Annotated in this window: 15 protein-coding genes and 1 pseudogene; 8 read left to right on the top strand and 8 right to left on the bottom strand. The window is 65.7% G+C overall.

The genetic code is table 11. The features are described from left to right. Nucleotide 1 precedes the first annotated feature (1 nt). Genes HMI57_RS12765 through sufU form a run of 4 tightly spaced genes read left to right on the top strand, consistent with a single transcriptional unit; the run spans nucleotide 2 to nucleotide 4,576 of the window. Nucleotides 2-1,294: a hypothetical protein gene (locus HMI57_RS12765; RefSeq protein ID WP_171586383.1), complete on the top strand. Its 1,293-nt coding sequence runs from the start codon at nucleotides 2-4 to the stop codon at nucleotides 1,292-1,294. Further along, nucleotides 1,291-2,769: a glycerophosphodiester phosphodiesterase family protein gene (locus HMI57_RS12760; RefSeq protein ID WP_171586382.1), complete on the top strand. Its 1,479-nt coding sequence runs from the start codon at nucleotides 1,291-1,293 to the stop codon at nucleotides 2,767-2,769. Before HMI57_RS12765 ends, HMI57_RS12760 begins: the two co-directional genes overlap by 4 nt. 56 nt (nucleotides 2,770-2,825) lie before the next feature. Continuing rightward, the gene (locus tag HMI57_RS12755) at nucleotides 2,826-4,124 is read left to right on the top strand and encodes a SufS family cysteine desulfurase (RefSeq protein ID WP_228721094.1); all 1,299 of its coding nucleotides are present in this window, start codon (nucleotides 2,826-2,828) and stop codon (nucleotides 4,122-4,124) included. Next, nucleotides 4,124-4,576, top strand: coding sequence for a Fe-S cluster assembly sulfur transfer protein SufU (sufU, locus tag HMI57_RS12750; RefSeq protein WP_171586381.1), 453 nt, complete (start codon nucleotides 4,124-4,126; stop codon nucleotides 4,574-4,576). Before HMI57_RS12755 ends, sufU begins: the two co-directional genes overlap by 1 nt. Nucleotides 4,577-4,611: 35 nt before the next feature. Here the strand turns inward: sufU and HMI57_RS12745 are convergent, their stop codons facing one another. From HMI57_RS12745 to HMI57_RS12730, 4 genes are all read right to left on the bottom strand, one after another. Continuing rightward, nucleotides 4,612-5,667 carry an Ig-like domain-containing protein gene (locus HMI57_RS12745; RefSeq protein ID WP_171586380.1) on the bottom strand — a complete coding sequence of 352 codons (1,056 nt, stop codon included), beginning with the start codon at nucleotides 5,665-5,667 and terminating at the stop codon, nucleotides 4,612-4,614. Nucleotides 5,668-5,807: 140 nt separating this feature from the next. Further along, entirely contained in the window at nucleotides 5,808-7,160 is a 1,353-nt protein-coding gene (gene nhaA / locus HMI57_RS12740) for a Na+/H+ antiporter NhaA (RefSeq protein ID WP_171586379.1), read from the bottom strand. Between the two features lie 53 nt (nucleotides 7,161-7,213). Next, nucleotides 7,214-7,435, bottom strand: coding sequence for a hypothetical protein (locus HMI57_RS12735; protein ID WP_171586378.1), 222 nt, complete (start codon nucleotides 7,433-7,435; stop codon nucleotides 7,214-7,216). A 12-nt stretch (nucleotides 7,436-7,447) separates the two neighbouring features. Further along, entirely contained in the window at nucleotides 7,448-7,951 is a 504-nt protein-coding gene (locus tag HMI57_RS12730) for a DUF2505 domain-containing protein (protein ID WP_171586377.1), read from the bottom strand. Nucleotides 7,952-8,166: 215 nt separating this feature from the next. On the opposite strand from HMI57_RS12730, the gene mfd reads away from it, so the two are divergent. Beyond that, complete coding sequence (gene mfd, locus HMI57_RS12725) at nucleotides 8,167-11,790, top strand: transcription-repair coupling factor (protein ID WP_171586376.1); 3,624 nt, start codon at nucleotides 8,167-8,169, stop codon at nucleotides 11,788-11,790. 24 nt (nucleotides 11,791-11,814) lie between these two features. Here the strand turns inward: mfd and HMI57_RS12720 are convergent, their stop codons facing one another. Then, nucleotides 11,815-12,747, bottom strand: a complete 933-nt coding sequence (locus HMI57_RS12720) for a glycosyltransferase (protein ID WP_171586375.1) — start codon at nucleotides 12,745-12,747, stop codon at nucleotides 11,815-11,817. Continuing rightward, the gene (locus HMI57_RS12715; protein WP_171586374.1) at nucleotides 12,744-14,258 is read right to left on the bottom strand and encodes a lipopolysaccharide biosynthesis protein; all 1,515 of its coding nucleotides are present in this window, start codon (nucleotides 14,256-14,258) and stop codon (nucleotides 12,744-12,746) included. Before HMI57_RS12715 ends, HMI57_RS12720 begins: the two co-directional genes overlap by 4 nt. 311 nt (nucleotides 14,259-14,569) lie before the next feature. Here HMI57_RS12715 and deoC point away from each other — a divergent pair, with 311 nt between their 5' ends. From deoC to HMI57_RS12700, 3 genes are read left to right on the top strand one after another with little or no spacing between them, the layout of a single operon-like run. Further along, nucleotides 14,570-15,589, top strand: coding sequence for a deoxyribose-phosphate aldolase (gene deoC / locus HMI57_RS12710; protein ID WP_171586373.1), 1,020 nt, complete (start codon nucleotides 14,570-14,572; stop codon nucleotides 15,587-15,589). Between the two features lie 11 nt (nucleotides 15,590-15,600). Continuing rightward, nucleotides 15,601-17,106 (top strand): aldehyde dehydrogenase family protein, encoded by a 1,506-nt coding sequence (locus HMI57_RS12705; RefSeq protein ID WP_171586372.1) that lies wholly within the window; start codon nucleotides 15,601-15,603, stop codon nucleotides 17,104-17,106. Further along, nucleotides 17,103-17,981, top strand: coding sequence for an aldehyde dehydrogenase family protein (locus HMI57_RS12700; protein ID WP_171586371.1), 879 nt, complete (start codon nucleotides 17,103-17,105; stop codon nucleotides 17,979-17,981). Before HMI57_RS12705 ends, HMI57_RS12700 begins: the two co-directional genes overlap by 4 nt. 114 nt (nucleotides 17,982-18,095) lie before the next feature. On the opposite strand, the gene HMI57_RS12695 is transcribed toward HMI57_RS12700, so the two are convergent. Together HMI57_RS12695 and HMI57_RS12690 are read right to left on the bottom strand one after the other, a co-directional pair. Further along, nucleotides 18,096-18,377 (bottom strand): hypothetical protein, encoded by a 282-nt coding sequence (locus HMI57_RS12695; RefSeq protein ID WP_171586370.1) that lies wholly within the window; start codon nucleotides 18,375-18,377, stop codon nucleotides 18,096-18,098. 78 nt (nucleotides 18,378-18,455) lie between these two features. After that, nucleotides 18,456-18,713: pseudogene (locus tag HMI57_RS12690) on the bottom strand (winged helix-turn-helix domain-containing protein); the annotation flags it as partial. Nucleotides 18,714-18,807 lie beyond the last annotated feature (94 nt).

The following is an 18,807-nucleotide window of genomic DNA, read 5'->3' as shown; positions in this document are numbered from 1 at the left end:
GATGCAGCTGGCAGCGTGGGTGATCCTGTGCGGCGGGTTCGCGCTCAGCTTCAGAAGCCGGCCCGCCGTGAGCCTGGTCGCCATCCTCACCCTGTGGTTCCTTGTGCCCACCGTGGGCAGTCCGTTGATCACGGGCCAGCCCACCGGCCCGCTCTCCATGCACGCGGCCACCTGGCTCATCGTGGCCACCTTCGTCGTACAGCTGGAGCGTGACCCCGCGGCGCTCTTCGATACTGTGGCGCGGCACATCTATGCGTTTCTGGCCCTTGGGGTAGTCATTGCTGCAGCAGTACTCACCACCCTCACCCGGATTGGGGGCGGCGGAACTGTCCTCCTGGTGGACCAGATCATCGCGCCGGTCATGTTTTTCCTCCTGGTGCTTGCAACAGCTCACCGGACCCCGGCACTCGTCAGCTGGCTCCGGATCGCGCTGCTGAGCCTCGCAGCGATCGTCAGCGCTGTCGCAGTGGCGCAATGGTTCAGCGAGAGCGTGCTGTTCTACGAGGACGGTTTCCTCACCCAGTACTGGTTCAACCCCGACAACCGTCGCTGGATGGGTGTGCTGGATCAGCCGCTGACGCTGTCGATGGCGATGTGTGTACTCGCGCCCCTTGTCGCGGGTGCCCGCGCCGTGATCCAGGTGCCTCTTCTGGCCCTAATGAGCACCGCCGTCATGGTCAGTCAATCCCGGGTGGGGCTCGTGATCTTCATCCTGGTGCTGGCCTATCTGGTGCTTTTTTCGAGGACTGGACCATTCGCGAAAGTGGGAATGGTGCTGGCGTTGTCAGCCGCCGGAGCTGCATTGCTGGCGACCCCAGTTGCTGAGGGACTTCTCGGCCGGATCGAGGACGACACCGGGTCGTTCGCTGCGCGGAGCGAGGCGACGGCGTCGTTCTTCGCCAGCTGGACGGATTACCTGATGGTCGGCAGCGGTATCGGCTCGAGTTATGGGGTTGCCGAGGAGTCTGGCTTGTCCACCAGCCTTGAAAGCTCCATCCTGATGTACTCGGTGGATCTGGGAATAGTGTTCGCCGTCCTGTACTTCGGCGTGCTGTTGGCCTTCGTTCTGAAGTACGCCAACCGAACAGGTGTGCGCGGGCTCGGCCTGGCTGCCCTGTTGGCTGTCCTGATCCCACAGACATTCAGCGCGCTGGGCACCCGCTCCGCGGCGGGCATTCTGATGTGGGCAGTCATCGCGATGCTGGTCGCCGCAGGGGAACACCAGGCTCGGCGCGCCCCGCGGGACGACCGTGTGCCTGGCCAGTCAGCACCGCTGCGGGCGGTGCGCCAGTGAACGGATCACGCGACCGCCAGCCCTGGCAACTGAGCCGCAGGGAACTGATCATCCTCATGGGGAGCGGGCTCGCGCTGGCCGGGTGCTCGTCCACGCCAGTGGTTCAGCAGCCACCGCGCACGCATACGGTGACCGAGCTGCTGGCTGAGGAGCCCTTCTACATCGCCCACCGGGGCTCACAGGACAACTGGCCCGAGCACACTGCCGAGGCCTATCGCCAGTCCGTTGAGCATGGGGCCAAGGCCATCGAGGTTTCGGTACATGCCACCGCCGACGGCGTCCTCGTCTGCCACCATGACGACCGGACCTTCAGGATGACCGGCGAGGACGTCGAGATCGCCAGTGCAACGTACCGCGAGTTGGAGACGCTGACTAACAACGCCCGCCAGTGGCTGGGGCCCGGCAGCAAGCTGCTGCCCATCCCCAAGTTAGAGGACGTTCTCGCAGCCCACGCGGAAACCCACGTGATCTTCCTGGAGGACAAACAGGGGACCAACACGGTTGCCCTGCTCGATCTGATGGACACGTTCGAGGACTCGCAGGCTCACTTTGTCTGGAAGCTTCCCGGCACCTCGGGGCGTTTCAGCGAGGCCAGCGAACGGGGCTACAAGACCTGGGGCTACTTCACACCTGAAGAATTTCCGGAACTGGACCAGTTCGCTGCCAACTTCGACTACCTCGGCGTCAACCACGCCGCCACCGATGAGGAGATCGTCCAGGCCTGCAGTTACGGCAAACCTGTCATCTGCTGGGAGGTGCACACCAGATCGGAGCGGGACCGCCTGCTGGGCTTCGGGGTAGCCGGGATGATGTGCGCGAACATCCCGTATGTCATGACCGACCGTGCGCGGGAGAAAGCCGACCGGTTCGTCACGGGGGTCAGGGCGGCCGGGGACCTGCCATTCGCCCTGGCCTGGACCCACCAGCCGACCATCACCCCCGACTCATCGTCGATAGTGCTCGGTCATCCTGACAAGACCAGCTACTGTATGGGGTCAATGTGTCCGATTGTTGAGGACAGTTACACCCTGACCTGTGACATGCGATGGCCGGAGAAATTGCCCCAGGACAGTGAGCACGCTGGGATTGCGTTTGGGATGCGGGATGACTCGGTCTACCGGGTCCGTGAGCCCAGCGCCGTCGGCGGGTACCACCTGATCGTACGAACGGACGGAACCCTTGAGCTCCTCGGCCGGCAATCCGGCGAGGTGTCCGGGTACAGCCTGGGGACGGTCTCCTCACCGCCACCGGAGATCGGGCAATGGGTCCGGTTCCAGGTAATGGTGACACCGGACAACATCACCTTTGGACGGGTGGCGCTGGACGGAACCAGCAGCTGGACAACGACCACCGATAGCACCACGTATCGGGGTGGCTACTTCTGGCTGTGCCGCAACTACGACGGTGTGCCTGTGGTGGAATTCCGGTCCGTTTCGGTGAAGCCCGGCGTGGCAGCCACAGCTTCGGTGGGGTGACGCGGCCGCTGGCGCGTAGAGTGTAGGTGCCCGGCGCAACCACTGAGGAGAAACGTTTGTCCATTCCGTCTGCTCCGCATCACCCCCTGTCCAATACCGAGGTGCAGCGGATCCGCAACGACTTTCCGATCCTCGATACCGAGGTGAATTCCCGGCCGCTCATCTACCTTGACTCCGGCGCCACCTCCCAGAATCCGCTGAGCGTCCTGGAAGCGGAACAGGAGTTCTACGAGCAGCGGAACTCTGCCGTCCACCGTGGGGCACATACGCTCGCCGTGGAGGCAACCGACGCCTACGAGGCGGCCCGGGAAACGATTGCTGCGTTCGTCGGCGCTGCCGTGGACGAGATTGTGTGGACCTCCAACGCCACCGAAGCGCTGAACCTGGTGGCGTACTCCTTCTCGAATGCGTCAGTGGGACGGGGAGGACCTGCCGCTGAGCGGTTCGTGCTGGGCCCTGACGATGAGATAGTGGTCACCGAAATGGAGCACCACGCCAACCTGATTCCCTGGCAGGAGCTCGCCGCCCGCACCGGTGCCACGCTGCGCTGGATCCCCGTGGACGACGACGGTGCGCTTCGGCTCGAGGACGCGGCCGCCATCATCGGGCCCGCCACGAGGGTGGTCGCCTTCACCCATGCGTCAAACGTGCTCGGTACCATCAACCCGGTTGCGGAGCTCGTCGCGATGGCGCGTCAGCACGGTGCCCTGACAGTCCTCGACGCGTGCCAGTCGGTGCCCCACCTGCCAGTCGACGTGCACGCGTTGGGCGTCGACTTCATGGCCTTCTCAGGGCACAAGATGCTCGGGCCCACCGGGATCGGGGCACTGTACGGCAGTGCGGAACTGCTCAACGCGATGCCGCCCTTCCTCACCGGAGGATCGATGATCACCACCGTGACCATGGAACGCGCCGAATACCTCGAGGCACCAGCGCGCTTCGAGGCGGGGACCCAACGGATTTCCCAGGCCATCGCCCTCGCGGCCGCAGCAAATTACCTGACCGAAACCGGAATGCACCGGGTGCAGGACTGGGAGGAAACCCTGGGCCGCCAACTGGTGGAAGGACTCAGCCAGCTTCCGGGCATCCGGGTACTCGGACCGGCAGCAGGGACGGAGCGGATTGGACTGGCAGCGTTCGACGTCGAGGGAGTCCACGCCCACGACGTCGGCCAGTATCTTGACCACGCCGGCATCGCTGTCAGGGTGGGCCACCACTGCGCGCAGCCTCTGCACCGCAGGCTCGGCCTGACGGCCACCACACGTGCCAGCACCTACCTGTACAACACCAGCGACGAAGTCGATGCCTTTCTGGCAGCCGTCGCCAATGTCCGCCCGTTCTTTGGAGTGAAGTAATGTCCGATGACCTGCAGCAGCTCTACCAACAGATCATCCTTGACCATGCGAAGGAACGCCACGGTGCGGGCCTGCTGGACCATGACGGCGCCGGTAACCAGGGTCAATCCCACCAGCTGAACCCGGTGTGCGGCGATGAGATCACGTTGCGGGCAGTCCTGGTGGATAACACGCTCACGAGTGTCAGTTGGGACGGTGCCGGTTGCGCGATTTCGATGTCGTCCGCCTCAGTACTGACCGATCTGGTGGTGGGCGAGGACCGCGACAGGGTGATGGATCTGGTGGACGAGTTCCGGACTGTGATGCGCTCGCGGGGCCGGGTCCCCGCGGACGAGGAGGTATTGGGAGACGCGGCCGCCCTTGCCGGAGTGTCCAAGTATCCGGCGAGGGTCAAGTGCGCCATGCTGGCTTGGGTGGCACTGGAGGAAGCCCTGCTCGCCGCCAACCAGTAGGACCCACCTTCGAGGTCTGTCTGGCCGGTGGGTGTTCAGCTGCCCGGCATGGTGATGGTGCGCGCAGGGAGCCTGGCGGGAGCGTATTTGGTGTCCCCGAGGTACGTCGCGCGGAAGGTGTAGGTACCGGGCTCGGTGGACGTCCAGTGGCTATAGGTTGCGCGGCCACCGCTGAGTCGGACCGGTAGACCAGCCTTTTGGTCGCCGGAGTAGAACTGGACATACCCGGTCGGCTGGCGGCCCCCATTCCGGGGCTGGACCATCGCCACGGCGTCCACCTGGTAGGGGGCAGGTGAGGACACCGTGTGGCTGGCTCGGACATTCAATGGCTTTGCTGCTGGTGTGACGTCCAGTCGAACAGCGGCAGAAGGGCGTCCCGGATATCGGATGAAGGTTTCGTGCTGTGCCGTTATATTGTGCCTTCCGACCTCAAGGTAGTCCACAGTGAGTTCGGCCCGCCATCCTCGGGACCCTGGCACGACCGTTCCCTCGCCGATTATCTCGCCGTTGGAATAGAACACAATCGGGCCGTCAGAGTATCCCGTCAAGGGTTTCCCGTCGCGGGTGGTCACATGGGCTGTTAGTTTGACCGGTTGGCTAACAGTGACGGGTCCCTTGGTGCTGACTTTTAGGAAGGTTCGGGTTTCTGGTCCAGTCCAAACCTCGAAGGAGAAGGTCTTCTTGAAGGGTTTGTAGTACTTGTCGCCGGAGTAGGTCACCGTGTAATAGTGCATACCGGTGGTTCGGGGGGTTACCCAAAACCTTGGATCAAAGGTGTCCTCGGAAAGCTGGATTGTTTCGGGAACCGACCCCCGCTGATGGAACTTCAGCGTAAGGGTGCCGGTTCGATAGCCCATTGGGCCCTCGGGCGAGGAGAAGTGGGCCTGGATCTCGGCTGGTCTATTAGCAAAGGCCCACGACGGTTCGTCCAAGAATGACGACACGACTGAATCGAGCCGTGTATCGGTGCCGCTCCGCGCGCTGGCCGGTCCAGCAGTGACAATCACTGACAGCAGGCCGAAGGTGAGAAAGAAAGTCAACAGAACGGAGAACCGCCCAGGGCGGATGAGGATGATGCCGGGTCGAGTCATTATGCCATCCAGAACGTCGCAGTTAAGGAAGCCCCCCAGAACTTTATATAACTGCGGAGCCTGCGGTGCTGGGGCACACGCTACCCCGGCCCGTGAAAAAGGGGAAGCGTTCTCGGTTGACGCCGGTCAGCTGACCTGCCCTAGCGGTCCCGCTCCTCGAACAGGTCGGGCACGCCGTCGTTGTCCGCGTCCACCCGTTCGGCTTCCTCGACGCGGCGGTAGTGCTTGTTTCGGCTCCGGAGGATCACTGTGGCGGCGAGGGCGGCGATCAGGGAGGCGCCGAGAATGGCGACCTTCGCGTGGTCGTTGTGCTCGGTTCCCTGCGCGAAACTGAGGTCATTGACCAGCAGTGACACAGTAAAGCCAACCCCTGCCAGCATGCCCACTCCCAGCAGGTCAATCCAGCGCAGATCAGGGTCCAGATTGGCGCGGGTCGTTTTGGTGAGCACGAAGGTGGTCAGCAGGATCCCGATCGGTTTACCGAGCACCAGTCCCGCGATAATGCCGAGGGTGACGGTGTCCCCGAGCGCCGACATCAGCCCTTCGGTGCCGCCGACGGCCACACCCGCCGAGAAGAACGCGAACACCGGGACAGCGAATCCGGTGGACAGCGGGCGGAAGCGGTGCTCGAAGATCTCGGCCAGCCCCGGTTTGTTGGGCCGCGGCATCTTCACTGTGCCGTCTTTGGCCTTGCGGAGAACCGGCACGAGGAAGCCGAGCAGGACACCGGCGACAGTGGCATGGACGCCGGACGCATGCATCAGGATCCAGGTGGCGATACCAATCGGGAGCAGGATCAGCCAGGCCGCAGGGGTATGGCGGCCGAAGTACTTGGGGTTCTTCTGCGCCAGAAAACCGAAAAGCGCCAGGGGCACCAGCATGAAAAGCAGGTAGGTGAACTCGACGTCGTCGGAGTAGAAGAAGGCGATGATGGCAATCGCGATGAGGTCATCCACGACGGCGAGGGTCAGCAGGAATACCCGCAGCGCGCTGGGGAGGTGGGAGCTGATCACTGCCAGGACGGCCAGGGCGAAGGCGATGTCGGTCGCCGTCGGGATGGCCCACCCCCGCAGGGACTCGGGGGAGGACAGGTTGACGATGACGTAGAACAGGGCGGGCACCAGCACGCCGCCGGCAGCAGCAGTTACCGGCACCACCGCCCGGCTGAACTTGCGCAGGTCCCCGGCGACGAACTCACGTTTCAGTTCGAGTCCCACCAGGAAAAAGAAGATCGCGAGCAGCCCGTCCGCTGCCCAGGCGCCGACGCTCAGCCGCAGATGCCAGGGTTCGTACCCGAACTCGAAATCCCGAATCGCGAAATAGCTTGCCGAAGCGGGCGAATTGGCCCAAATCAGGGCAGCGACGGCGGCGATCAGCAGCAGGATGCCGCCGACCGTTTCCTTGCGGAGAATCTCATTGAGCCGCAGGTACTCCGGGTAGCTCGACCGTTCGAGGACCCGCTTCGGGGCCTGGGGTTCCTGGTTGTTGCTCACGGTGCGACCTTCTCTGATTTCGCCAATTCGATACTGATAACCACGTCGATGCTTTAGCCAACCAGGGCGCGGACGCCGATCACGAGGGTGGCTACGCCCAGGATCATTGAGGTGGTAATCAGCATAAAGTGCACCTTGAGGAACCGGGTAGGTGCACCCGACTCGTCTTTGGAACGTGGGTCCTTGAAGATCCGGCGCAGGAAAGGCGGCCAGACGATCAGGGTCCAGACGCCGGCAAGGATGAGGATCAGGGCCAGGGGGGTAGGAAGCGACACAGCGATGACTCCTTAGCCCTGGTGGCTCTCGAGCCACTTGCGTGCCTCGGTGGCCTGGAGGTTCAGTGCCTTGCCGATCATGGGTTCAGCCGCCGACGCGATCTTCGACCCCATGAAGGGGATCGACGAGCTGACGGTCCCTGTGAGGTCCACCCGGGTGTCGGTGCCAGCCGCGACCAGACGCTGTTCGGCGTCAACGGTGACCGGCACGCCTGCGACGGTCATGGTGACCTTGGCGGTCCGGGAGCCATCGGTCGCCGGTGCAGCCCAGTGTTCCGTCTGGGTGACGGTGAGGGACTCGCCAACGAACTTCCGCACCATGTCAGGGAGGCGCTTCGTTGGAAGCGTCCGGACGGCGGTAAGGGTGAAGGCCGCGGAGGTGTCGCCGTCGACGGTGACTGACTTCAGGGTGCCCCCTACCTTCTCGCTGACGTGCTTCAGGAAAGCCTCGTCGGTGAAGACGCCCGTGACTGTAGCGGCGTCGTAGGGCAGGGTGGTCGAAGCGTTCAGTGCCAAGGTTCCTCCGTGATGGATGGGCGGTGGGGTGGAATGCGATTTGCGTCCCACCCATCCTAGGGCCTTCCCGGGCCGCCGGGTGGGTCCCGCAGGGTAGGCTTGGAGTATCCCCGGAATTCGACAGAATTTCGGGCTTTTGTGCTGGATAAACCGGTTGGAGCCGCCTACCGCGGCCAACGTTATCCCCGAAACTGTCGGACCCTCGAGGAGAACCATTGAGCCTGAACGGACTGCGCGCCGCACTGATCGAGGACACATCGTTCGCCCGGGTGAGGACGAATGCCTCGCACGGAGTCGTTGACCGGAACACCGACCTGCAGATCGGCGCACCGGCCGGCCTGCGGGCAGCCCTGCTGGCCGAAATGGTGGATGGTCTGTCCTCAATAGCATCCGGGGCGAACGCCGCGAAGGACACCAGCGCACCGGTAGTGCTCGCCGTCACCGCCACCGGTCGGGAGGCCGAAGACCTCGCCGCGGCACTCCGGAGCTATCTGCCCATCGCCGACATCGAGGAGTTCCCCAGCTGGGAGACGCTGCCCCACGAACGCCTCTCGCCCCGGTCAGACACCGTCGGCCGCCGGCTGTCAGTCCTGCGCCGCCTCGCCCACCCGGAGGGGTCACCGGTGCGGGTGATCGTCGCGCCCATCCGGGCCGTCGTCCAGCCTCTGGTCGCGGGGCTCGGAGAACTGCAGCCGGTGACCCTCAGGGTGGGGCAGGACGCCGAATTCACCGACGTGGTCCGGGCGCTGTCCGACGCCGCCTACGCGCGCGTAGACATGGTCACCCATCGGGGCGAGTTCGCGGTGCGCGGTGGGATCATCGACGTGTTCCCGCCCACCGAGGACCACCCGTTGCGGATTGAATTCTTCGGCGACGAGGTCGAAGCGATGCGCTGGTTCGCCGTCGCCGACCAGCGCTCGCTGGTCCGCGAGGAGGACGGTCAGCCAGCCATGCTGTTCGCGCCGCCCTGCCGGGAAATCCTGATCACCCCGTCGGTGATGTCCCGCGCTGCCAAGCTCAAGGCGGACCTGCCTGCTGCCGCTGCCATGCTGGAAAAGATCGCCGGCGGTATTGCCGTGGAGGGAATGGAGTCGCTCGCCCCGGTACTGGTCGATGCGATGGTGCCCCTGGTCGGCGAGCTGCCCGCCGGGTCAATCGCCGTCGTCATCGAGCCCGAGAAGGTGCGGACCCGGGCCCACGATCTGGCCGCCACCAACGAGGAATTCCTTGAGGCGGCCTGGTCGACGGCGTCCGAGGGCGGCGCCGCACCGCTCGACCTCGGCGGCGCACTCGGCGCCGACCTGCAGACGGCGAGCTTCAGGTCCCTGGCCGATACCCGCTCGGCGGCGCTCGCGAACCAGGTCGCCTGGTGGTCCATCACCTCCTTCGGCTCCGACGAGTCGCTGCAGGAATTCCTGCCCGAGATCGACGCCTTCACGGTGCGGGCGCGGGAGCCCCGCGGCTACCAGGGCGACGTGGCCGAAATGATGGACTTCCTGGGTGGCCGCGTGCGCGACCAATGGCGGGTGGTCGTCGCCACCGAGGGCCCCGGTCCGGCCGCGCGCCTCGCGGAACTGTTCCACGACCACGACATTCCGGCGGCCCGGGTGGACTCACTAGAGTCACCACCGCAGCCGGGGATCATCGAAATCACGACGGCGTCAGCGGGCAGGGGTTTCGTCCTCGACTCACTCAAGCTCGGGCTGCTGACCGAGGCTGACCTGTTGGGCCGGACCACCGCCTCCGGTACCCGCGACATGCGCAAGATGCCCTCCAAACGGCGCAATGCCGTTGATCCGTTGCAGCTCCGTGAGGGCGACTACGTGGTGCACGAGCAGCACGGTGTGGCGCGCTTCGTCGAATTGCTGCAGCGTGCCACCGGCGCGGGACCCACCAAGACCATCCGTGAATACCTCGTGCTCGAGTACGCGCCCTCCAAGCGTGGCGCTCCGGGCGACCGGCTGTTTGTCCCCACTGACCAGCTCGACCAGGTCACCCGGTATGTAGGCGGGGATGCCCCGGCGCTCAGCAAAATGGGCGGATCCGACTGGGCGAGCACCAAGTCCAGGGCGCGCAAGGCGGTCAAGGAGATCGCCGGGGAACTGATCCGGCTCTACTCGGCCCGGATGGCATCGCGCGGCTTCGCCTTCTCCGCCGACACCCCCTGGCAGCGCGAGCTGGAGGAGGCGTTCCCCTACATCGAGACCCCCGACCAGCTGACCACCATCAACGAGGTCAAGGCGGATATGGAGCGCGAGGTGCCGATGGACCGGCTGGTCTCCGGCGACGTCGGCTACGGCAAGACCGAGATTGCGGTACGGGCGGCGTTCAAGGCCGTCCAGGACGGCAAGCAGGTCGCCGTCCTGGTGCCGACCACGCTGCTGGTGCAACAGCACTACGAGACCTTCTCCGAACGGTTCTCCGGCTTCCCGGTGCGGGTCAAACCGCTGTCCCGGTTCCAGAGCGCCAAGGAATCGCGGGAGACCACCGAGGGGATTGGTTCCGGCGCCGTCGACGTCGTCATCGGCACCCACCGGCTGCTGTCCAACCAGGTCCAGTTCAAGGACCTGGGCCTGGTCATCGTCGACGAGGAACAGCGGTTCGGAGTGGAACACAAGGAAGCGCTGAAGAAGATGCGCACCAACGTGGACGTGCTTGCAATGAGTGCGACCCCGATTCCCCGAACCCTCGAAATGTCGCTGACCGGCATCCGGGAAACCTCGACCCTGGCCACCCCGCCCGAGGAACGGCACCCGGTGCTCACCTATGTGGGCCCCTACACGGACAAGCAGACCTCAGCGGCCGTGCGGCGCGAACTGATGCGCGAGGGGCAGGTGTTCTTCGTCCACAACCGGGTGTCGTCGATCGACCGGACCGCTGCGCACCTGAAAGAACTGGTGCCCGAGGCGCGGGTCGCCGTCGCGCACGGCCAGATGAGCGAATCCCGGCTGGAACAGATCATCGTTGACTTCTGGGAGAAACGCTTCGACGTCCTAGTGTGCACCACCATCATCGAAACAGGGCTGGACATCTCCAACGCCAACACCCTGATCGTCGACCGGGCCGACAACTACGGCCTGTCCCAGTTGCACCAGCTCCGCGGCAGGGTGGGGCGCGGGCGCGAACGCGCCTACGCCTACTTCCTCTACCCCTCCGAGAAACCGTTGGGCGAGGTGGCCCTGGAGCGGCTGAAGGCCGTCGCCTCCCATAACGAGCTTGGCGCCGGCATGCAGCTCGCGTTGAAGGACCTCGAGATCCGCGGTGCAGGCAACATGCTGGGCGGGGAACAGTCGGGCCACATCCAGGGGGTGGGTTTCGACCTGTACATCCGGCTCGTCGGTGAAGCGGTCGCGGACTTCCGGGGTGATGCGGAGGAGAAGGCAGCGGAGATGAAGATCGAGCTGCCGGTCAACGCCCACCTGCCCCACGACTACGTGCCGGGGGAGCGGCTGCGCCTGGAGGCCTACCGCAAACTGGCGTCAGCGATTACCTACGAGGCCATCGACGCCGTGGTGGAGGAACTGGGCGACCGGTACGGGGAGCCTCCCGCCCCGGTGGTCAACCTCATTGCGGTCGCGCGGTTCCGGGTGGCTGCGCGTGCCGCCGGCCTGACCGATGTTGCACTGCAGGGAAACTTCATCAAGTTTGCGCCAGCGGAGCTGCCGGAATCGAAGGAGATGCGGCTCAAGCGCATGTATCCGGGGTCGTCGCTGAAACCGGCGCTGAACGCTGCACTAATCCCGAAACCGAAGACCTCGCCGGTGGGCGGCAGGGATCTGTCCGACGCCGACATCCTCACCTGGGCGCAGAACGTGGTGGACGCGATCTTCACGGACTAGGCGCCTGCTGGATACTGCCGTGGGTCAGATGCGCCCGTACTCGCGGTGGACGTAGTTGGCGGCGCCGCACATCATCCCCGCCCCACGGGCGGCGGTCCTGAGGCCCTTGGCTTGCCGGGCGTGGTGTCCGGTGAGGAATCCCACCAGTGAGGTGAGGCCGCCCGCGGCCAGCCGGACCGAGCCGGCAAGGGTCAGCGCCAGCCGGCGGACTGCGGCGTCGGTCTGGCCCCTGGCGAGTTCAAGGGTGACCCGGCTCCACCGGTTTCCGCTGCTGAACGCGCGGCGCAGCACCCACTTGCGGGTCAGCCTGCTCTCCGGAACCCGGTCGATCACCACCGCTTCGTCGCACCACACCATCAGCCCACCGCGTTCCACCAGCAGGCAGGTGAACAGGGTGTCCTCCCCGCCTGACAACCCGAAGTCGGGATCGAAGTCCAGTCCCATTACCCGGATCTGGCGGAGGTCCAGCAGCAGGTTGTTAGTGGCAGCCATCAGAAGGGGAGTGCCAGTGGGGAGGCGGCGCCGTCTGAAGAACTCGCCCGCGGAAATCCAGGGTTCCGGCGGCGCCGCGTACTCCGAAACGACGGGCCCGACGACGGCGGCTGCCGCGGTTCGCTGGTACAGGTCCAGCAGGTGGACCAGCCAGCGCTCGGTGGGGAGCTCGTCGTCGTCGATAAAGACCAGCAGGTGATGGTCGCTCGCCTCCCGAAGCGCCCGGTTCCTGGCCGCGGCGATCCCCGGGCTCGTCTCATGCACGTACCGCATGCCGGGCTGCGCCAGGCCGAGCACCACGGGTTCAGCGCTCCGGTCCGGGTCGTTGTCGACCACCAGCACCGAGGTGGGGAGCGGCGAGGTTGCGGCCTGCCGCTGCAGCAGGGGCAGCAGCCGGGCAAGTTCCCGCGGGCGACGAAAGGTGAGGACCGCTATCACGGCGCTCGCGGCGGGACAGCCCGTCACGGAGCCGCTCCCGAAGCCCCGCTCAGACCCACCCCGGTCAGCGTCCGCAGCTGGCCCAGGAACTGCCGCGCCCGCCGTCGGTGGACCAGCACCATCACCACCAGATAGGTGCCGGAGAAGGCGCCGAAACCGGCAGACAGGGCGGCCACTCCGCCCAGGTCCAGACGCTCAAGAAGCAGGTAGGCTCCGGACGCCCACAAGCCGGCGTGCACCGGCGGCCAGAGCACAGACAGTTGCCGCAGCACCCCCGCCCCGCTCAGCCTGCGCTGGATGAACAGCAGGACGGGGGTGAGGAGGAAACCACCGGCCGCGTAACCCACTGCCACCCAGACCAGACCGAACTGAAGACCCACGACGATCCCGGACACCTGGGCGACGGTCGCCAGCACCTCGTAGCGCAGGTTGAGGTCAGCACGCCCCATGCCCCGCATCAGTGACGGAGCGATGAAGAAGACGGTTTCCCTGGCCCCGGCGATAGCCAGCACGCTGAGCAGCGGAGCGGCGGCAGCCCAGTTCTCACCCAACACCAAGTCGATCAGCCGGGGCGCCGCACACGCTGTGAAGGCCATCACAGGAATGACCAGCATCGCCAGGACGTGCATGGCTTTGAGCAGGTTGGCGGCCACCAGCTTCCGGTCGGCCGCGGTGCGCGAGAAGACCGGGAACATGACCCGGTTGACTGTCTGTCCCAGGAGCATCACCGGAATTGCCAGGACCCGGTACGCCATTCCGTACAGCGACAGCGCTGTGACCCCCAGGAATCGCCCCACCAGGATGTTGTCCAGGTTCCGGGAGAAGTAGGCCAGCGCGTTGACTCCGAAGATGCTGACGCTGAACCGCAGGAGCGGGCGCAGCTCGCCCAGGTGAAGGTTCGGTCGGGGCCACCTGGCCGCAGCCAGCACGATCACGCCGGCGGTCAAATCGGCGGCGATGACCTGGAAGACCACGGCGAAGTAGCTCGCACCCGCCAGCGCGGCTGAGATACCGCAGACCGCTCCGATGCCGGCGCCGGTCACCTCCGCCAGTGCGATCGCGCGGAACCGGAGATTTCGGGAGAGCATGGCCCGCGGGACGATTCCGACCGCCTTGACCACCAGGGCGCCCCCCAGGAGCACCAGCACAGCGGCCAATTCGGGCACGTTGAAGAACCCCGCGATATAGGGTGCCCCAAGCCAGGTCAGCAGCCCGAGCGCCAGCGCCATGCACAGGTTAAGGGTAGCTACCGCGCCGGGCGCACGGGTGGTGAGCTGAGGCCGTTGGACGAGGGCCGCCGAGAGGCCCTGGTCCAGCAGGAGGATGGTCAGGATGAGGTAGATGCTCGCGGCGCTGATGATTCCGTAACTAGCCGGACCCAGCATCCGGGCCAGCGCCAGGGCACAGACCACCTGGAACACCTGGCTTGTGACGACGCCGACCAGGCTCCAGCGCACGCCGGTCACCGCGGACCGCTGCGCATAGGGATCGGTGGGCAGAAACTCCTCCGGCCGGCGTACCCCCGCGGTTGGCTTCATCGACCCATGGGGGCAGAGCAGCTTGTGCCCAGGACAGACTTTCGCATTCGCCCACCACCCCCGCAATCTCCGACCGATTCCAGCGGACTGTGGACGGTGGTTTGCGTAACCTCATAGTAGAGACAGGGCGGGGATCTGCACAGTGCCCACTCCACAAGCGGTGGTAAAGTCGAACGCGACCACACGGGTATGACCCCCTGTCCCACAGCCTGCGGAAACCAGCCGTTCAGCAGCGTCGCCGCGGCCCTGTTGCCCGGCTGTGGGAACCGTCCCGCCGTGGCACCGAACCGAAGTACGGAGAACACTCAACGATGGAAACTACTGCCACCGGGAGCACCGCCATAGCGCCCGCGTCACGGGCACTGGAAGTGATCGGCGGGGACCTGACCGAGAAGGCCCTGAAACGCTACCTCGAAGGGATCGCCGGCGTCGACGCCGTAGGCCTTGAGGCCCGTGCAGCGTCCCTCGGAACCCGGTCGATCAAGACCACCTCCAAGGCCTGGGCCCTCGACAAGATCATCTCCCTGATTGACCTGACCACCCTGGAGGGTGCAGACACGCCGGGCAAGGTGAGATCCCTCGTCGCCAAGGCGCTGGTCCCCGACGCCGACGATCTGTCCACCCCGCGCGTGGCAGCCGTCTGCGTGTACGGAGACATGGTGCCCCACGCAGTGGAGGCGCTGGGCAGGGCCCACGACGCTGACGCCGCGGGCAGGATCAACGTTGCAGCGGTCGCCACGGCCTTCCCGAGCGGGCGGGCTTCAAGGTCAGTGAAGCTCTCCGACACTGCGGACGCGGTGGCAGCGGGTGCCGATGAGATCGACATGGTCATTGACCGCGGTGCTTTTCTGTCAGGGCGCTACGGCCTGGTCTTCGACGAGATCGTTGCGGTGAAGGAAGCCTGCCGCCGCGCCGATGGCTCCTACGCCCACCTGAAGGTGATCCTCGAAACCGGGGAGCTCAACACCTACGACAACATCCGGCGCGCCTCGTGGCTGTCGATCCTGGCCGGCGGCGACTTCATCAAGACCTCCACCGGCAAGGTAGCCCCAGCGGCGACCCTCCCGGTCACCCTGTCGATGCTTGAAGTGGTCCGCGACTGGCACCGGCTCACCGGGGAGAAGATCGGGGTGAAGCCTGCCGGCGGCATCCGAACCTCCAAGGACGCCATCAAGTACCTGGTCACCGTCGCCGAAACGGTGGGGGAGGACTGGCTTCAGCCGGACCTGTTCCGCTTCGGCGCCTCCAGCCTTCTCAATGACGTGCTCCTGCAGCGTCAGAAGCTCACCAGCGGCAGCTACTCCGGCCCTGCCTACGTCACGATCGACTAAGGATCCAACCCATGACTTTTCTCGAGTACGCACCCGCCCCGGAGTCCACGGCCATCCTGGACCTCAAGAGCGAGTACGGCCTGTTCATCAACGGTGAGTTCGTTCCCGGCAACGGCGAATCCTTCACTACCATCTCACCTGCCACCGAGCAGAAGATCACCACCATTTCGTGCGCCAGCGAGGCCGACGTCGACGCCGCCGTCGCCGCCGCCCGACGCGCCTATGAAAAGACCTGGTCGAAACTCTCCGGCACCGACCGGGGGAAGTACCTGTTCCGGATCGCCCGCCTGGTGCAGGAACGCGCCCGTGAACTGGCGGTCGCCGAAACCCTCGACAACGGCAAGCCGATCAAGGAAAGCCGCGACGTCGACGTGCCCCTGGTCGCCGCCTGGTTCTTCTACTACGCCGGCTGGGCCGACAAGCTCGACCACGCCGGGATGGGCCCCAACCCCCGCTCGCTGGGTGTCGCTGCCCAGGTGATTCCGTGGAACTTCCCGCTGCTGATGCTGGCGTGGAAGATCGCCCCGGCCCTTGCCGCCGGCAACACGGTGGTCCTCAAGCCTGCGGAGACCACGTCCCTGACCGCCATGCTGTTCGCCGAGATCCTGCAGCAGGCCGACCTGCCAGCGGGTGTCGTCAACATTGTCACCGGTGCTGGCCCCACCGGCTCAGCGCTGGTCAACCACCCCGACGTCAACAAGGTCGCCTTCACCGGTTCCACCGCCGTCGGACGGTCCATCGCCCGGTCAACCGCCGGCACCGGCAAGAAGCTCACCCTCGAACTGGGCGGCAAGGGCGCGAACATCGTGTTCGACGATGCGCCGATCGACCAGGCCATCGAGGGCATCGTCAACGGGATCTTCTTCAACCAGGGGCAGGTCTGCTGTGCCGGGTCCCGCTTGCTGGTGCAGGAATCGATCCACGACGAGGTGGTCGACCGGCTCAAGGCCCGGCTGTCCACCCTGCGCGTCGGTGACCCCCTCGACAAGAACACCGACATTGGGGCGATCAACTCGGCGTCCCAGCTCGGCCGGATGCGTGAACTCTCCGACATTGGGGAGCAGGAGGGCGCCACCCGGTGGAGCCCCGACAGTAACCTGCCACAGCAGGGCTTCTGGTTCCCGCCGACCATTTTCACCAACGTGTCCACCAGCCACCGCATTGCCCGGGACGAGATCTTCGGGCCGGTGCTCTCGGTGCTGACCTTCCGCACCCCTGCCGAGGCGATCGCGAAGGCCAACAACACCCCCTACGGGCTGTCGGCTGGCATCTGGTCGGACAAGGGCAGCCGCGTGCTGGCTGTCGCCGACAAGCTGCGTGCCGGTGTGATCTGGGCCAACACCTTCAACAAGTTCGATCCCGCCTCACCGTTCGGCGGCTATAAGGAATCCGGCTACGGCAGGGAGGGTGGCCGCCACGGTCTGGGTGCCTACCTCGCACCGGCGTCGTCGGGCACCGCTGAGAAATCGGTTGTCTCGGCCCTCATGTCCAAGACCCCCCTGGGAGGCTCCAAATGAGCGCTGCACGGCTAGGCGTACCGAAGACCTACAAGCTCTACATCGGCGGCAAGTTTGTCCGCAGCGAATCCGGACGCGTCTACGAGGTACCGACCAAGAAGGGTGGACCCCTGTTGAACACCGTCAACGCGGCCAAGGGCTCGCGCAAGGACGCGCGCGACGCCGTCACCGCCGCCCGCGGGGCTGTCAGCGGCTGGGCCGGTACCTCCGGGTACAACCGGGGCCAGGTGCTGTACCGCATCGCTGAGGTGCTCGATGGGCGCCGTGCCCAGTTCGCCGACGAGATTGCGGCGTCCGAGGGTGTTTCGGCCGCTGCCGCGACTGCCCAGGTCGACGAGGCCATTGACCTGTGGGTCTGGTACGCCGGCTGGGCTGACAAGTACGTGCAGGTGGCGGGTAATGCCAACCCGGTGTCTGGCCCCTACTTCAACCTGTCCACCCCCGAGCCCACCGGCGTGGTGGCGGTCATCGCACCGCAGGGTGCCGGCTCGCTGCTCGGCTTCGTCCGGGCGGTCGCCCCGGTGCTGGTCAGCGGCAACACCGTGGTGGTCATCGGCAACGAGCGGGCACCCCTCGCTGCGCTCAGCCTCGGAGAAGTGCTGGCCACCTCCGACGTACCCGCCGGCGTCGTGAACATCCTCAGCGGCTCGCCAGCGGAAATCGCTCCCTGGCTGGCCTCCCATGCTGATGTGAACGCACTGGACCTGCTCGGTGCCGAGCACCTCGACTGGGTGGACCTGCAGATCACGGCGGCGGAAACGCTCAAACGGGTGCTGCCCCCGGAGACCGGGCCCGACGCCGGCGCCCCCTCGATCGACCGGATCACCTTCTTCACCGAGACGAAGACGGTCTGGCATACCAAGGGCCTGATCTAGGCCTACCGGTCCGGATCCCGCTCACACAAAAGTGGCGGACCTGGAGGGGAGTGGTTCAGCAACCACTGTCCTGCAGGTCCGCCACTTTCGTATGCGGTTGTTGTGCGCCCTGGGCTAGGCTTTGCGGTCGCCCTTGGCAAGGGTGGGACCGGTGTCGGAGCGCCCGAGGAGGGTCTGCGGTACCCAGAACGCCAGGAAGAACAGGCCCAGGCATACGGCGAAAGCCCAGACGTTGCTCTGGTCGAAGAAGGTCAGGGCGAAAATCGATCCGAGGAACATGACCATCATCACTGCGAACGTCACCAGGTTGTTGACGAGGTGGCCTTCCCCGGAGTGGGTGGGCTGCTTGGCTGGAGCGGACCGCTCCGAGGATGCCGAAGTCGTGGGGTGTGCCATTGAGTCTCCTCGAAGATGTGCGAAAACGATACTCCCTTAACCATAACTGCACGCGGGCGCGAGGCGGCGCAGCGGCGCTCAGACCGGTATCCGGTAACCGCGTTTCACCACCGTCGCGACCAGCCGGGGATCGGGGAGTGCCTTCCGCAGCCGGCTGACCGTCATATCGAGGGCATGCGCGTCCGCGACGCCCGGGAGTATCGACGCCAGATGGGCTCTCGTCAGGACCGCACCACGGGCTTCGAGGAGGGCTCCGAAGACGGCCAACGGCGCCGGTGCCAGGCGGACCGGAGCTCCGTTGATGCGCAGGGTGCTGCCGCGGAGTTCAATGCTGCCGTAAGAACCCTCGTACCGGACCGCCCGGCGGGACAGGGAGGGGGAGCCAGTGGGGGCTGCGAGCTGCATTGGTCGATCTCCGGGGCTGGAACGG

The sequence above is a fragment of the Arthrobacter sp. 260 genome (assembly GCF_013116745.1).
In the GTDB taxonomy this organism is placed as follows: domain Bacteria; phylum Actinomycetota; class Actinomycetes; order Actinomycetales; family Micrococcaceae; genus Arthrobacter_D.
The sequence above is the reverse complement of the archived record's forward strand: the minus strand, read 5'-3'. Positions and strand labels throughout refer to the sequence as shown.

Bases quoted from the DNA above. Each gene is read 5' to 3' on its own strand.
- HMI57_RS12765 (WP_171586383.1), top strand. From the start codon at position 2: ATGCAGCTGGCAGCGTGGGTGATCCTGTGCGGCGGGTTCGCGCTCAGC.
- sufU (WP_171586381.1), top strand. From the start codon at position 4,124: ATGTCCGATGACCTGCAGCAGCTCTACCAACAGATCATCCTTGACCAT.
- HMI57_RS12745 (WP_171586380.1), bottom strand. From the start codon at position 5,667: ATGACTCGACCCGGCATCATCCTCATCCGCCCTGGGCGGTTCTCCGTT.
- HMI57_RS12715 (WP_171586374.1), bottom strand. From the start codon at position 14,258: ATGAAGCCAACCGCGGGGGTACGCCGGCCGGAGGAGTTTCTGCCCACC.
- deoC (WP_171586373.1), top strand. From the start codon at position 14,570: ATGGAAACTACTGCCACCGGGAGCACCGCCATAGCGCCCGCGTCACGG.
- HMI57_RS12705 (WP_171586372.1), top strand. From the start codon at position 15,601: ATGACTTTTCTCGAGTACGCACCCGCCCCGGAGTCCACGGCCATCCTG.
- HMI57_RS12700 (WP_171586371.1), top strand. From the start codon at position 17,103: ATGAGCGCTGCACGGCTAGGCGTACCGAAGACCTACAAGCTCTACATC.
- HMI57_RS12695 (WP_171586370.1), bottom strand. From the start codon at position 18,377: ATGGCACACCCCACGACTTCGGCATCCTCGGAGCGGTCCGCTCCAGCC.